Source organism: Streptomyces nitrosporeus (assembly GCF_008704555.1).
In the GTDB taxonomy this organism is placed as follows: domain Bacteria; phylum Actinomycetota; class Actinomycetes; order Streptomycetales; family Streptomycetaceae; genus Streptomyces; species Streptomyces nitrosporeus.
In genome coordinates, this window is the sequence record NZ_CP023702.1 from 4,398,098 (window position 1) to 4,411,987 (window position 13,890).

Genomic DNA, 13,890 nt, shown 5'->3' on the forward strand with positions numbered 1-13,890 from the left:
CGCGTCCGGTGGCACAAAGTGAGTTCTGTTCACGTTTCCCGGGGTAATCGATTAAGCCACGCAGGCCGGGCGGATCCGGACGTGTAAGGGCGGCGAGGGAAGCGGTCGGAACGGAACGCGTGTGAATGTGTCAGCGGCATACGATTCCGCTTCCGGGCTCCCGCCCCGGCCGTCTCTGCACCGGCTGTCCCTGCGCCGGCCCCCGTGCGAGCCGGCGTCCCCGCACACCGGAGCCGCCCCGCACACCGGGCGGTGTACGGGGCGGCAGCGGCGGGGTCCCGGGCCGGGCGGGGCCGGGGCCGAAGGGCTCAGAGGCGCTCGGGGGTGCGGATGCCGAGCAGCCGCATGCCCTGGTGCAGGGTGCGGGCGGTGAGCTCGACGAGGAAGAGGCGGTTCTCGACGACCTCGGGCGCGTTCTCGTCGCTCAGCACCTGGCACTGGTCGTAGAACGTGGTGAGGTGCGAGGCCAGCTGGTAGAGGTACGCGGCCAGCTTGTGCGGCTCGTACCCCGCGGCGACCTCGGACAGCACCTCGCCGAACCCGTCCAGGTGCAGACCCAGCGCGCGCTCGGCGGGGGCCAGCTCCAGCTCCGGGTGCGCGGCGGGCTTCGCGTCGCCCGCCTTGCGCAGGATGGACCGGATCCGGGCGTAGGCGTACTGGAGGTAGACCGAGGTGTCGCCGTTGAGCGAGACCATCTGGTCCAGGTCGAACTTGTAGTCCCGTACCGCAGAGGTCGACAGGTCCGCGTACTTCACGGCGCCGACGCCGACGTACCGGCCGTTCTCGACGATCTCCTCCTCGGACAGGCCCACCTTCCCGGCCTTCTCCCGGACCACCGCGGTGGCCCGCTCGACCGCCTCGTCCAGCAGGTCCTGCAGCCGGACCGTGGTGCCCTCACGGGTCTTGAACGGCTTGCCGTCCTTGCCCAGGACCGTGCCGAAGGCCAGCTGGTGGGCGCGGACGTCCTCGTTCAGCCAGCCGGCCCGGCGGGCCGTCTCGAAGACCATCTTGAAGTGCAGCGACTGCCGGGCGTCCACCACGTACAGCAGGGTGTCGGCCTTGAGGTTCTGGACCCGGTCGCGGATCGCGGAGAGGTCGGTCGCGGCGTAGCCGTAACCGCCGTTCGTCTTCTTGACGATCAGCGGGACCTGGTTGCCGTCCGGGCCCTTCACGTCCTCGAAGAACACGCACAGCGCACCCTCGGAGCGGACGGCGACACCCGTCTCCTCCAGGATCCGGCAGGTCTCCTCCAGCATGTCGTTGTACCCGGACTCACCGACGATGTCGGGGTCGTCGATCTCCATGTCCAGCTTGTCGAAGACCGAGTAGAAGTAGATCTTCGACTCGTCGACGAAGCGCTGCCAGTGGGCCAGCGTCTCCGGGTCCCCGGCCTGGAGCGCCACCACCCGGTCCCGGGAGCGGGCCTTGAACTCCTCGTCGGAGTCGAACAGCGCACGGGAGGCCTTGTAGACGCGGTTCAGCGAGGACATCGCCGCCTCGCCGTCCGCCCCGCCGCCCTCGTGCTTCAGCTCGTCCGGGTGCTCGAAGAGGTACTGGATGAGCATGCCGAACTGCGTGCCCCAGTCGCCGATGTGGTGGCGCCGGACGACGTTCTCGCCGGTGAACTCCAGGATCTGGACCATCGCGTCCCCGATGACCGCGGACCGCAGGTGGCCGACGTGCATCTCCTTCGCGACGTTCGGCTGGGCGTAGTCGATGACCGTGGTGCCCGCGCCGGCGTTCACCGGCACACCGAGCCGGTCGCCGTCGGCGGCGCGCGCGGCGAGCGTCTCGACGATGGCCCGGTCGGCGAGCGTGATGTTGAGGAAGCCGGGGCCGGAGACCTCGACCTCCTTGATCAGCTCACCCGCCGGGAGGGCGGCCGTGACCTTCCCGGCCAGCTCGCGGGGGTTCCCCTTGAGCTTCTTGGCGAGCGCCAGGATGCCGTTGGCCTGGAAATCGGCCCGGTCGCTTCGGCGCAGCAGCGGGTCCGCGGTGCCGGCCTGGGGCAGTGCTGCCGTCAGGGCGTCCGCGAGCTGCTGCTGGAGCGTGGAAGCGAGGGAAGAGACCGAAGCCATGAGCCGGCTGCCGTTTCGGTAGAGGACAGGGAAGCAGGCCCCAGTATCCCACGGGGCGCCGAGGCCCCTGAAAGCCGTTTTCGCGGTAGCGGCGGCACCTGGGAGAATGGGGGTGCCCCTGGGCAGTGACCGGCGGGCCCCCGTACAAGCCCCGCACAAGAGAGAAGGACGGCCGACCGTGGCTTCGAGTCAGAGCAGCACCGAGACCGACTGGGTCTCCCGCTTCGCGGACGATGTCATCGCCGAATCGGAGCGACGTGCGCCTGGCAAACCGGTCGTCGTCGCCTCCGGCCTCTCCCCGTCGGGCCCGATCCACCTGGGCAACCTCCGCGAGGTCATGACCCCGCACCTGGTGGCCGACGAGATCCGCCGCCGTGGCCACACCGTGCGCCACCTCATCTCCTGGGACGACTACGACCGCTACCGCAAGGTGCCGAACGGCGTCGAGGGCGTGGACGGGTCCTGGGCCGAGCACATCGGCAAGCCGCTGACCTCGGTGCCCGCCCCGGCCGGCTCCGCGTACCCGAACTGGGCCGAGCACTTCAAGGCCGCCATGACGGCGGCACTGGACGAGCTGGGCGTGGAGTACGACGGCATCAGCCAGACCGAGCAGTACACCGCGGGCACCTACCGCGAGCAGATCCTGCACGCGATGAGGCACCGCGCCGCCATCGACGCCGTCCTGGACCGCTACCGCACCAAGAAGGACGGTGCGGCCGGGGCCAAGGGCGGCGGGAAGAAGCCCCAGCAGAAGAAGGCCGACGAGGCCGAGCTGGAGGCCGCCGAGGGCTCCGGCGCGGCGAGCGAGGACGACGGCGGCTCCGGCTCGGCCGGCTACTTCCCGTACAAGCCCTACTGCGGCAACTGCGAGAAGGACCTCACCGTCGTCACCTCCTACGACGACGACACGACCGAGCTGAACTACACCTGCTCGGCCTGCGGCTTCGCCGAGACGGTCCGTCTGAGCGAGTTCAACCGCGGCAAGCTGGTCTGGAAGGTCGACTGGCCGATGCGCTGGGCCTACGAGGGCGTGATCTTCGAGCCCAGCGGGGTGGACCACTCCTCGCCGGGCTCCTCCTTCGTCGTCGGCGGCCAGATCGTCCGCGAGGTCTTCGACGGCGTCCAGCCGATCGGCCCGATGTACGCCTTCGTCGGGATCTCCGGCATGGCGAAGATGTCCTCCAGCAAGGGCGGTGTGCCGACCCCGGCCGACGCCCTGAAGATCATGGAGGCGCCCCTGCTGCGCTGGCTGTATGCGCGCCGCAAGCCCAACCAGTCCTTCAAGATCGCCTTCGACCAGGAGATCCAGCGGCTCTACGACGAGTGGGACTCGCTGGCCCGCAAGGTCGCCGACGGCACGGTGCTCCCCGCCGACGCCGCCGCCTACTCCCGGGCCGTCGGCACGGCCGCCGGGGAGCTGCCCGCCACGCCGCGCCCGCTGCCGTACCGCACGCTGGCCTCGGTCGCCGACATCACCGCCGGAGCCGAGGACCAGACGCTGCGCATCCTCAGCGAGCTGGACCCGGAGAACCCGCTGGCCTCGCTCGACGAGGCCCGGCCCCGGCTGGACCGCGCCGAGAACTGGATCACCACCCAGGTCCCGGCGGACGCCCGCACCATCGTCCGCCAGGAGCCGGACAAGGAGCTGCTCGGCTCCCTGGACGAGAAGGGCCGCGAGTCGCTGCGTCTCCTGCTGGACGGCCTCGACTCGCACTGGTCGCTGGACGGGCTGACCACCCTCGTCTACGGCGTGCCGAAGGTGCTGGAGGGCCTGGAGCCGGACGCCAAGCCGACACCGGAGCTGAAGGCGGCCCAGCGGTCCTTCTTCGCCCTGCTCTACCGGCTGCTGGTCAGCCGGGACACCGGCCCCCGGCTGCCCACCCTGCTGCTCGCGGTGGGCGCGGACCGGGTCCGCACGCTGCTCGGGGCGTAAGGGCTCCGGCGCACATACGACCGGGCGGGCCGTTTCGCGGCCCGCCCGGTCGTATGTGCGCGGTGCGCTGTGCGTCCCGCCGCCGCTCAGGCGATGTGGTCGGCGGACATCTCGGTGTCGAAGCGCTGCTTGAAGCCCGGCAGCAGCCGCCGGAGCAGGGCGCCGCTGCGGGGGTGCCGGACGTCGTGGCCGTCGGCGAGGACGATGTCGAGCACCGCGACGCTCGGGTAGTCCTGGTGCTCCTGGGTGTAGGAGACGAACACCTCGTAGGCCTTCTCACCGAACTCGGCCTCGGCCGCCGCCCACTCGGCCTCCTTGCCGTCCTCGCGGTACGGCTGCACGGGCCCGTCCTGCTCGTCCTGCCCGCCCTGCTCGTCCACCGGGACCCGGATCCCCGGCGCCTGCGGCTGGGCCTGCTGGGCCTGGAGGGCTTGCTGGGCCTGCTGGGCCTGGGGCTCCGGGTGCGGGGCCTGGGCCTGCGGGTGCTCCGGGGGCCGCTGGTGGTCGGGGCGCTGCGGCTGCTGCCGGCCGGAGTGCTGCTCCCGCTGCGGGGCGGGGGCCTGTTCGTACGGCTGCTGCGCCTGCGCCCGGGCCTGTTCGTACGCCTGCTGGGCCTGCGCCTGTGCCTGGGCCCGCGCCAGCTCCTCCTGGGCCGCCCCCTCCTGCGGCTGTTCCGGGGAGCGGTGGAGCGGGGCGCCGCCGAGGGTGCCCACGTTGCCGAGCGGCCGGGTCCGCCCGTCGGCCCCGGTGGGCACCTGGACCGGCGCACGGTCCGGGTGCCCGGGGTACGCCGGGTCGTACATGCCCTCGTACGGGGCGTCCGGGGCGAGGGGCGGCGCGAACCAGGGGCTGCCCTCCACGTCGAGCGCGCCCTGCCGGGCCTGCTGCTGGGCCTGTTGGGGGTGACCCTGCTGAGGATGCTGCTGGAGCTGCTGCTGCGGGGACGGCTGTACCTGCTGGGGGAGCGGCAGTTGGTGCAGGGAGTGCTGCTCCGGAGCCACCACCTGCGGCTGTTCAGGGGCCTGCTGCTGTTCTGCCGTCTGGTGCTGCTCCGCCTGGTGCTGCTCCGGCGCCACCGCCTGCGGCTGTTCCACCGCCTGCGGCTGTTCCACCGTCTGCGGCTGTTCCGGCGTCGCCGTCTGCTGCGGGGCGTACGGCAGTTGGGGCTTCCCTCCGGCCTCCAGGGCCTGCGGCCCCCCGGCGGCACCCGCCGCCACCGTCGCCTCCCGCACGCCGTCCGCCGGGGCGGGCGGGAGCAGGGCCGGTTCGATGCCCGCGGCGGCGAGGCCCGCCGGGGCGGTCTCCGAGAGCGGGACGCCGTACCGCGCCAGACGCAGCGGCATCATCGACTCGATGGGGGCCTTGCGGCGCCAGTTGCGCCCGAAACGCGCCTGGAGGCGGGCCTGGTAGATCAGCCGCTCCTGTTCGAGCTTGATCACCTGCTCGTAGCTGCGCAGCTCCCACAGCTTCATCCGGCGCCACAGCTTGAAGGTGGGCACCGGGGAGAGCAGCCAGCGGGTGATGCGGACGCCCTCCATGTGCTTGTCGGCGGTGATGTCCGCGATGCGGCCCACGGCGTGGCGGGCCGCCTCGACGGCGACGACGAACAGCACGGGGATCACCGCGTGCATCCCGGTGCCCAGCGGGTCGGGCCACGCGGCGGCGCCGTTGAAGGCGATGGTGGCCGCCGTCAGCAGCCAGGCGGTCTGCCGCAGCATCGGGAACGGGATGCGCATCCACGTCAGGAGCAGGTCCAGCGCCAGCAGGACGCAGATGCCCGCGTCGATGCCGATCGGGAAGACCAGTGAGAACTGGCCGAACCCCTTCTCCTCGGCGAGTTCGCGCACGGCCGCGTACGAGCCCGCGAAACCGATCGCGGCGATGAGCACGGCACCGGCGACGACGACCCCGATGAGTACGCGGTGCGTGCGTGTGAGCTGCATGGCGGCCACGCGCGGTTCCCTCCCGAACTTCGACGTACCGGCCCCATTTCGGCAACCGGCGCGGGCACAGCCTGGCACATGTGTACGAGGGACATTGTCCGGGGAGGGGCCGAAGCCCGGTCCGCGGGGGCGGACCGGGCTTCGGGAAGCACGTTCGAACAGGGCTGCCGGGGGCCCGGAGCCCTCGAGGTCACGACTTGTCGTCAGCCTTGTCGTCGGCCTTCCCGGTGGACTTCTCGCCGGATCCGTCGGCCGGTTCGTCGGACGGCGCCTTCGAGGCCGTACCGGAGTCCCCGGTGTCCGCCGCATCCGCGCCCACCGCGGCGACGGCCTCCGCGGCCGCCTTCTGGGCGCCCTTGAGGATGTCGGAGGCGGACGGGGTCTTGGCACCCGCGTAACCGGCGCCGTTGTAGGTGAGGGTGACGACGACGTTGCCCGTACGGGCCACGACCGTGGCGTACTCGAAGTCCTCCTTCGTCTTCTCCAGGCCGTAGGTGACGACGGTGGCCTCCTCGCCGATCCCCGCGGCGGGCGCCGACTTCACCTTCTGGGCGTCCTCGGTGGCCTGCACCTTGCCGATCTGCTTGGTGTACTCGGCCGTCGCGCGGTCGGCGCCGCTGCCCAGGGCCTGGTCGGAGTCGAAGCGGGTGAAGCCGACGTCGAGCCAGCGGTACTGCGAGCCCTTGATGCCGTTGTCGTCGAGACCGTTCCACGAGCAGCTGCCGCGGGTCACGGTGTCACTGGACTTGCCGGCGGTGCCGCCCTTGTTCTTGGTCTTCGGGACCAGCGACTTGATCGTCTTCTTGCCGATCGAGGTGCAGGCGTCCGGCAGCGAGGCGAACTTCGCGGGCTCGACGGCCGGCTCCGTCGGCGAGGCACTCGCGGAGGCGGAGGAGTCCGAGGCTTTCTTGTCGTCGGAGTCCGACGAGCATCCGGCGGCGACGAGCATCACCGGGACGGCGGCGCAGGCGAGTATGCGGGACAGTCGCGGGGCTGATCGGTGCATGGTTCCTTCACTCGGACGGCACGGTGGTCTCGGTCGTGCGGGGCGGTCGGACGGTCGCGGGGTGCGGTGCGGCCGGGCGGGGCGTTCCGGGGCCCGCCCGGTGCTCCGGAGGGCCACCGTACGACGGACGGCGTCGGGATGCCGCCTCGCCGCCGGGCCCCGGGAACGCGGCGCACACCCCCGGGAGGGGCGGTTTCGGCCCGGGTCAGTCGCTGAGCGTCTCGGACAGTTTCCGGGCCAGGGCCTGCGCCTTCTGCTGCAGTTCCCTGCTGTCGGGGACCTCGGTGACGGCCGAGGGCTGCTCGGCGTACCGGATGGTCACGACGACGTTCGATGTGCGGAACACCACGCTCACGGTGCGGTGCCGCGTGGCGGATCCCGCCCGGGCCGGCCGGTCGTCCAGGAACGCGGCGTCCCCGATACCGCCGAGCAGCCTCGGCCGCAGGTCCTCGCCGTCCTGCGCGCCGCCGGTGTCCCCGCTCTCCCCGCTCTCCTCCGAAGAAGACCCGGAGGGGGACGAGGAAGGGGAGCCGGTGTCCGCCGGCGCGGAGGGCTGCCCGGAGGCGGACGCGGACGCCAGACCGGCGGCCTCCTCCTTCTTCCCGTACACCTCGCGGGCACGGTCGTCATCGCTGACCGACGGGTCGTACGACACCACGCGCTCGAAGTCGAGCGACAGGCTCCGGGCCCTGTCCGGTGCGTCGGACTTCCAGCGGCAGCCGACCTTGCGGTCGGTGTCGTAGGTCACGGCGGGCGTGCCCTCGTAGGCGTTCTCCTGCTGGTCCTCCGGCAGTTCGGCGATGCCCGGCAGGAGGTCATCGAGGGTGGCGCGCGGTACCGCGCGGCAGGAGGCCGGAAGCGTCCGGTACTTGCCGGGTGCCGCGGCCGTCACGGTGGGGCTGCCCGGCTTGCTGTCGGCGCCGGTCCCGCCGGAGCCGGATCCGGCGCTGCAGCCGGCGACGAGCGCTGCCAGCAGCGCGACACCGGGTACGTACGCCATGGGTCGCACGGTCCCAGGCTCCCTTCGGTACGGAAAACAGGTTGCCGCTCACGTGCGGCCGATGGACACAATGTGTATCGCACGCGCCGCTGTGAATGCCGGTCGGCCGACCTTTATGCCGACCTTGGCACCGGTATTGCGCTTTCAGACTTTTCCGGGGGAAACGAGGAGCTATGTCGTATGTAGAGGTGCCCGGGGCGAAGGTCCCGATCCGGATGTGGGCGGACCCCGCGTCCGTCGAGGACGGGGCGATGCAGCAGCTGCGGAACGTGGCCACGCTGCCGTGGATCAAGGGCCTCGCCGTGATGCCCGACGTCCACTACGGCAAGGGCGCGACCGTCGGGTCCGTCATCGCGATGCACGGCGCGGTCTGTCCGGCCGCGGTGGGCGTGGACATCGGCTGCGGGATGTCCGCGGTGAAGACCTCGCTGACCGCCGAGGACCTGCCGGGGGACCTGTCCCGGCTCCGCTCGAAGATCGAGCAGGCGATCCCGGTGGGCCGCGGGATGCACGACGACGCAGTGGACCCCGGAAGGCTGCACGGGTTCCCCACCGCGGGCTGGGACGACTTCTGGTCGCGCTTCGACGGGGTGGCCGACGCGGTCAAGTTCCGCCAGGGCCGGGCGGTCAAGCAGATGGGGACGCTCGGATCGGGGAACCACTTCATCGAGTTCTGCCTCGACGAGTCGGGTTCGGTCTGGCTGATGCTGCACTCCGGGTCCCGGAACATCGGCAAGGAGCTCGCCGACTTCCACATCGGGCAGGCTCAGAAGCTGCCGCACAACCAGGACCTGGTCGACCGCGACCTGGCGGTCTTCATCGCGGACACCCCGCAGATGGCGGCGTACCGCAACGACCTGTTCTGGGCGCAGGAGTACGCCAGGTACAACCGCGCGATCATGATGGGCCTCTTCCAGGACGTGGTCCGCAAGGAGTTCAGGAAGGCGAAGGTCGCCTTCGAACCGGTCATCTCCTGCCACCACAACTACGTGGCGGAGGAGCGGTACGACGGCATGGACCTGCTGGTCACCCGTAAGGGCGCGATCCGGGCCGGCTCGGGGGACTTCGGGATCATCCCGGGGTCGATGGGCACGGGCTCGTACATCGTGAAGGGCCTGGGCAACGCCCAGTCCTTCAACTCGGCGTCCCACGGGGCCGGCCGCAGGATGAGCCGGAACGCCGCGAAGCGGAGGTTCTCCACCCGGGACCTGGAGGACCAGACGCGGGGCGTGGAGTGCCGTAAGGACTCCGGCGTGGTGGACGAGATCCCGGCCGCCTACAAGCCGATCGAGCAGGTCATCGACCGGCAGCGGGACCTGGTCGAGGTCGTCGCCAAGCTCAAGCAGGTCGTCTGCGTGAAGGGCTGAACCGGCGGCCGGGCACTCCCCGGCCGCCGTTCCGTTCTGCTCCGCCCCGGTCCCTCCCGGACCACCCCGGTCCACCCCGGTCCACCCCGGTCCATCCCGGTCCGTTCCGGTCCGGACAGTGCCGGAAATCGGGACGAAAAGGTCAGAGCGTCCGGTGGATCTTCGTGTTGGACGCCTGGGTGCGCGGCCGGACCACCAGCAGGTCGATGTTGACGTGGCTGGGGCGGGTGACCGCCCAGGTGATCGTGTCGGCCACGTCGTCGGCGGTGAGCGGGGCGTCCACCCCCGCGTAGACCTTGGCGGCCTTCTCCGTGTCGCCCCGGAAGCGGGTGGTGGCGAATTCCTCGGTCCTGACCATGCCCGGCGCGACCTCGATCACCCGCACCGGGGTACCGACGATCTCCAGGCGCAGGGTCTCGGCCAGCACGTGCTCCCCGTGCTTGGCGGCGACGTAACCGGCCCCGCCCTCGTACGTCCCGTGCCCCGCGGTGGACGAGACGACCACCACTGTGCCGTCGCCGCTCGCGGTGAGCGCGGGAAGCAGCGCCTGGGTGACATGGAGGGTGCCGATGACATTGGTTTCGTACATCCGGCGCCAGTCGTCGGGGTCTCCCGTCGCCACCGGGTCGGCCCCCAGCGCGCCGCCCGCGTTGTTGACGAGCACGGCCAGCGAGCGGAACGCGGTGGCGAACTCGTCGACCGCCGCCCGGTCGGTGACGTCCAGGGCGTAGGCGGTGGCCTGGTGGCCGGCCTCGGTCAGCTCGGCGGCGAGCGCCTCGATGCGGTCCTTGCGGCGGGCCGTCAGCACGACGCGGTATCCGGCGCCCGCCAGCTGCCGGGCGGTCGCGGCACCGATGCCGCTGCTCGCACCGGTGACGACGGCGATGGGGGTGGCGGCCATGGCGAACTCCTCGGACAGCTGATCGGTACGCGGCCAAGAATAGGCAAGCCCCCGGGAGCCCGGAGAGCGCGGTCAGTGGTTGCGCGGGGCGTACATGATCAGCGCCATGCCGGCCAGGCAGACCAGCGCCCCGGCCACGTCCCAGCGGTCCGGCCGGTACCCGTCGGCGACCATGCCCCAGACGATCGAACCCGCGACGAACACCCCGCCGTACGCCGCGAGGATGCGGCCGAAGTCACCGTCCGGCTGGAGCGTGGCGACGAAGCCGTAGGCGCCGAGCGCGACGACACCGGCCCCGATCCAGATCCAGCCGCGGTGCTCCCGCACCCCCTGCCAGACGAGCCAGGCACCGCCGATCTCGAAGAGCGCGGCGACGAGGAACAGGACGGCGGAGCGGGCGACGAGCATGGGCACAGCGTGTCATGCGGGGCCTGCGGAGGGGCACGGGCCCGGGTCAGACGCCCGGGGCCCCGCCGAACTCGCGTACCGCGTCCGCCACGACCGCTTCCAGGTGCGCGTGGTGGGCGCCCCGCCAGTACACCCGTCCACAGGCTGTGCACTGTGCGAACACGTCGTACGACGTCTGCGTGCCCCGCTCCAGCCGCTCACTCACCGATTCCTTGTCGGCCTCGACGAGCGTGCCGTTGCACGCCGTGCAGCGGCTCCACGGCACGAGTACGGGGGTGAAACGGCCCAGCACGTCCCGCAGCTGCTCCGCGGGGCGGTCGCTGTAGACATAGGCGCCCGCCCAGATCTCCCGGCGCCTGAGCAGACCCCGGTCCCGGGAGAGCAGGACCCGCCGCTCCCGCGCGGAGAGCGCCGCCAGCGCCGGGTCGCCGATGTCCTCGCTCTCGTACGCGGCGTCCACGCCCAGCAGCCGCAACCGGCGGGCCAGCGTGCCCAGATGGACATCCAGCAGGAAGCGCAGGGGCGCCCCGGGGACGCGCTGCGGACGTTCCACGGCGCGTACCTCGACGTGTTCGCCCGCCCCGGGGACGTACGAGGCGGGCACGGGCCTGCCGTCCACCAGGAGCGAACCCGCCTCGGTGAGGGGGACGCCCAGGGACTCCACGACGTGGCCCAGCGTCGAGACGCCGTCGGTGACGACCCCGGTGCGCCCCCGGCGGCGCTCGTGCGGGACGAAGAGCCGTAGTTCCGGCGCCACTTCGAAGACGATCTCAGGTCCGTTCACCCGCACAGAATGCCATCGGGCGGGCTTGCGGGGCGAGGGAGCCGGTCTGCGGGGCGAGGGGGCCGGTCTGCGGCGGGATGTCAGTCCCGGGCGAACGCGGCCGGCGGGACGCCCACCGTCGCCGTGAAGTCGCGGACCAGGTGGGCCTGGTCGCTGTAGCCGAGGTCGGCGGCCAGCCCGGCCCAGTCGGCTTCCGGGCCGGCCGCCGCGCGTTCCAGCGCCTCGTGGATGCGGTGGCGGAGGATGACCCACTTGGGCCCGACCCCGACACGGGTGGCGAAGAGCCGCTGGAGCGAGCGCGCCGACATCCCGGCGGTCCGCGCGAGCGTGTCCACCCGGAGCAGGGCGCGGTCCGTGCGGACGAGCTCGGCGAGCGCCGTCACCTGGGCCGTACGCGGGTCGAAGGCGGGCACCAGAGGCAGCAGATACGCGTCGAGCGCGGCGACGCGGGCGTCCTCGCCGGGCGGGCCCAGCACCTCCCCGGACGGTGGGGCGGGCAGCAGCCCTGCCGCCGGGACATACCGCCCGGTCCACTCCGACACCGGCCGCTCCGGCGCGAACGGCCAGAAACCCCCGGGCCGGAACTTCACCCCGCACACCCTCCCCCGGCCCGTCAGGCGCCGGGTGAACAGCCCCCGCACGATGCCGTGGACCTCGGCGCGGTCGGCGGGCCCGGGGCCGCCGGGCTCCTCGTCCCGCTGGAAGACCAGATGGACGGACGGGTGCGGCACGACCCGCGAGGTGTAGGGCTCGGTGAGGTCCCAGTCGATCAGCCAGTAGTGCTCCACGAAGGGTCGCAGGGCGGGGGCCGGGTCACGGCGGCGGAAACGCACCCGGCTGAACAGAGCGGGTGCGTCGACGATGCCCCGTGTGTCACGTCGGGATCCGGCCATGGACGGATCCTAAGGGCTGTTCCGCCGGGGCCGCGGGGTCTTCGGGGGCTGCTCCGCGGGCCGTGCGGGGGCTGTCGCGTTTCTTCAAGACGGCCGGGCCTCCCCGGGGGCATCGTCGGCCGTATGAAGAAGATCAGTGAACTCCTGGAGACCGCCGCGGCGCTGACCTGCCCCGTCGTGCGGGGCATCGACGACGCCCGTCTGGACGCCCCCACACCGTGCGCCGAGTACGACGTACGCGCCCTGCTGAACCACCTCTTCCTCGTCGTCACCAACTTCCGGGCGCTGGCGGCCCGCGAGGAGGCCGACTTCAGCACCACACCGGACGTCGTCACGGGCGACTGGCGCGGCCGCTTCGAGAAGGAGACGGCGTCGCTGGTGGCGGCGTGGGACGCCTCCGGCGCGGAGGACGGCGTGGCCGGGAGGATGAACCTGCCCGCCCGGACGGTGGGCCTCATGGTGCTGGGGGACCTGGTCGTACACGGCTGGGACCTGGCGCGGGCGACCGGCCGTTCCTTCGACGCCGGCCCCGCCCTGGTGGAGGTGCTGGAGCCGGGCCTGGCCGGAATGGCCCCGCAGGCCCGCTCGATGAACGTGTTCGGCGAGCCCTTCCCCCTGCCCGCCGGCGCCCCGGCCTTCGACCGGGTGCTCGCCCTGACCGGCCGCGACCCGGGATGGAGCCCGGCGGGGGCATGAGGACGGGCACTCCGCCGGACGGCGGCCCGGCCGTCCGGCGGAGTGCCCACCGCCCTGGTCAGGAGGCGACGAAGCGGGCGATCTCGCCGAGCACGAGCGTGTCCGCGAGGAACCCGATGTGGGTCTGGCAGAGCACCGGGTTGTTCGTCGCACCGCTCAGCCGGGTGCTGGTGTACGGCAGGATGATGCCGTCGCACGCCGAGTACCAGCTGGCGTACCTGGTGCTGCCCGGCGTCTCGTCACCCGAGGTGATCTGCGCGATGAAGGAGGAGCCCGGGTACATCTGCTGGCAGGTCGTGTAGATCAGGCAGGCGCCGGCGAAGGTGGTCCCGTGGTTCGCGCCCGCGATCGAGGCGAGGTGGCTGACGCTGGAGTGGCCGCCCAGCACCTTCAGGTAGTACTGGCTGACCAGGCCGCCCATCGAGTGGTTGACGATCGCCACCTTGCTCGCACCGGTCCGAGACTTCACGTTGTCGACGAAGGAGGCGAGTCCCCGCGCGTTGCCGACGTTGTCGCCGTACGAGTCGTACTCGTAGGCGAAGAGGTTCGAACCGGACCAGCCGTTGAGCCGGAAGACGCTCATGGCGGTGACCCAGTTGGACGCGCTCCCCGTGTAGCCGTGGACGAAGACGACCGGTGTGCCGGTGGACAGCGGCGCGGCGGCCGAGGCGGAGGAGGAGACGGAGGAAGCGGCCGGGACCTCGGCCGCCCCGGCCGCCGACGCCGGGGAGAACAGGGTGAAAGCGATCGCGGCGGAGGCGAGGGCGCCGAGAAGCCGGCGCGGTGAACGACGACGCATGGGACTCTCCTGACGAGGAGGCGGGTGCCTGACCCGACCAGGGTCGTGGGACACCGCACGGGCGCCATCGGTGAAATCACCG

12 protein-coding genes are annotated in these 13,890 nt (G+C 72.0%); 3 read left to right on the forward strand and 9 right to left on the reverse strand.

Annotation, left to right across the window (positions count from 1 at the left end):
• Positions 1-308 precede the first annotated feature (308 nt).
• Positions 309-2,078, reverse strand: coding sequence for an arginine--tRNA ligase (argS, locus tag CP967_RS19545; RefSeq protein WP_150489198.1), 1,770 nt, complete (start codon positions 2,076-2,078; stop codon positions 309-311).
• Between the two features lie 178 nt (positions 2,079-2,256).
• Between argS and lysS the strand changes: the two genes are divergently transcribed.
• On the forward strand, positions 2,257-4,011 hold the full coding sequence (gene lysS, locus CP967_RS19550) for a lysine--tRNA ligase (RefSeq protein ID WP_150489199.1): 1,755 nt from the start codon (positions 2,257-2,259) through the stop codon (positions 4,009-4,011).
• A gap of 86 nt (positions 4,012-4,097) precedes the next feature.
• On the opposite strand, the gene CP967_RS34725 is transcribed toward lysS, so the two are convergent.
• From CP967_RS34725 to CP967_RS19565, 3 genes are all read right to left on the reverse strand, one after another.
• The gene (locus CP967_RS34725; protein WP_229888397.1) at positions 4,098-5,963 is read right to left on the reverse strand and encodes a DUF2637 domain-containing protein; all 1,866 of its coding nucleotides are present in this window, start codon (positions 5,961-5,963) and stop codon (positions 4,098-4,100) included.
• A gap of 181 nt (positions 5,964-6,144) precedes the next feature.
• Positions 6,145-6,960 (reverse strand): DUF3558 domain-containing protein, encoded by an 816-nt coding sequence (locus CP967_RS19560; RefSeq protein WP_150489200.1) that lies wholly within the window; start codon positions 6,958-6,960, stop codon positions 6,145-6,147.
• Between the two features lie 205 nt (positions 6,961-7,165).
• On the reverse strand, positions 7,166-7,960 hold the full coding sequence (locus CP967_RS19565) for a DUF3558 domain-containing protein (RefSeq protein ID WP_150489201.1): 795 nt from the start codon (positions 7,958-7,960) through the stop codon (positions 7,166-7,168).
• A 173-nt stretch (positions 7,961-8,133) separates the two neighbouring features.
• Between CP967_RS19565 and CP967_RS19570 the strand changes: the two genes are divergently transcribed.
• Positions 8,134-9,327, forward strand: coding sequence for an RtcB family protein (locus tag CP967_RS19570; RefSeq protein ID WP_150489202.1), 1,194 nt, complete (start codon positions 8,134-8,136; stop codon positions 9,325-9,327).
• A 142-nt stretch (positions 9,328-9,469) separates the two neighbouring features.
• Here the strand turns inward: CP967_RS19570 and CP967_RS19575 are convergent, their stop codons facing one another.
• The 4 genes from CP967_RS19575 to CP967_RS19590 all read right to left on the reverse strand — a co-directional run bounded on the left by CP967_RS19575 (position 9,470) and on the right by CP967_RS19590 (position 12,313).
• The gene (locus CP967_RS19575; RefSeq protein WP_150489203.1) at positions 9,470-10,228 is read right to left on the reverse strand and encodes an SDR family NAD(P)-dependent oxidoreductase; all 759 of its coding nucleotides are present in this window, start codon (positions 10,226-10,228) and stop codon (positions 9,470-9,472) included.
• Positions 10,229-10,300: 72 nt separating this feature from the next.
• Positions 10,301-10,636: a YnfA family protein gene (locus tag CP967_RS19580; protein WP_150489204.1), complete on the reverse strand. Its 336-nt coding sequence runs from the start codon at positions 10,634-10,636 to the stop codon at positions 10,301-10,303.
• A 46-nt stretch (positions 10,637-10,682) separates the two neighbouring features.
• Positions 10,683-11,420 (reverse strand): Mut7-C RNAse domain-containing protein, encoded by a 738-nt coding sequence (locus tag CP967_RS19585; RefSeq protein WP_150489205.1) that lies wholly within the window; start codon positions 11,418-11,420, stop codon positions 10,683-10,685.
• Positions 11,421-11,500: 80 nt separating this feature from the next.
• On the reverse strand, positions 11,501-12,313 hold the full coding sequence (locus CP967_RS19590) for a helix-turn-helix domain-containing protein (RefSeq protein ID WP_150489206.1): 813 nt from the start codon (positions 12,311-12,313) through the stop codon (positions 11,501-11,503).
• Positions 12,314-12,436: 123 nt separating this feature from the next.
• On the opposite strand from CP967_RS19590, the gene CP967_RS19595 reads away from it, so the two are divergent.
• Positions 12,437-13,009, forward strand: a complete 573-nt coding sequence (locus CP967_RS19595) for a TIGR03086 family metal-binding protein (RefSeq protein ID WP_150489207.1) — start codon at positions 12,437-12,439, stop codon at positions 13,007-13,009.
• 58 nt (positions 13,010-13,067) lie between these two features.
• Here CP967_RS19595 and CP967_RS19600 read toward each other — a convergent pair whose 3' ends face one another.
• The gene (locus tag CP967_RS19600; protein WP_150489208.1) at positions 13,068-13,808 is read right to left on the reverse strand and encodes an esterase/lipase family protein; all 741 of its coding nucleotides are present in this window, start codon (positions 13,806-13,808) and stop codon (positions 13,068-13,070) included.
• Positions 13,809-13,890 lie beyond the last annotated feature (82 nt).

Coding starts and splice junctions, on each gene's coding strand:
- CP967_RS19570 (WP_150489202.1), top strand. CDS start 8,134: ATGTCGTATGTAGAGGTGCCCGGGGCGAAGGTCCCGATCCGGATGTGG.
- CP967_RS19565 (WP_150489201.1), bottom strand. CDS start 7,960: ATGGCGTACGTACCCGGTGTCGCGCTGCTGGCAGCGCTCGTCGCCGGC.
- CP967_RS19560 (WP_150489200.1), bottom strand. CDS start 6,960: ATGCACCGATCAGCCCCGCGACTGTCCCGCATACTCGCCTGCGCCGCC.
- CP967_RS19580 (WP_150489204.1), bottom strand. CDS start 10,636: ATGCTCGTCGCCCGCTCCGCCGTCCTGTTCCTCGTCGCCGCGCTCTTC.
- CP967_RS19575 (WP_150489203.1), bottom strand. CDS start 10,228: ATGGCCGCCACCCCCATCGCCGTCGTCACCGGTGCGAGCAGCGGCATC.
- CP967_RS19595 (WP_150489207.1), top strand. CDS start 12,437: ATGAAGAAGATCAGTGAACTCCTGGAGACCGCCGCGGCGCTGACCTGC.
- CP967_RS19590 (WP_150489206.1), bottom strand. CDS start 12,313: ATGGCCGGATCCCGACGTGACACACGGGGCATCGTCGACGCACCCGCT.
- argS (WP_150489198.1), bottom strand. CDS start 2,078: ATGGCTTCGGTCTCTTCCCTCGCTTCCACGCTCCAGCAGCAGCTCGCG.
- CP967_RS19600 (WP_150489208.1), bottom strand. CDS start 13,808: ATGCGTCGTCGTTCACCGCGCCGGCTTCTCGGCGCCCTCGCCTCCGCC.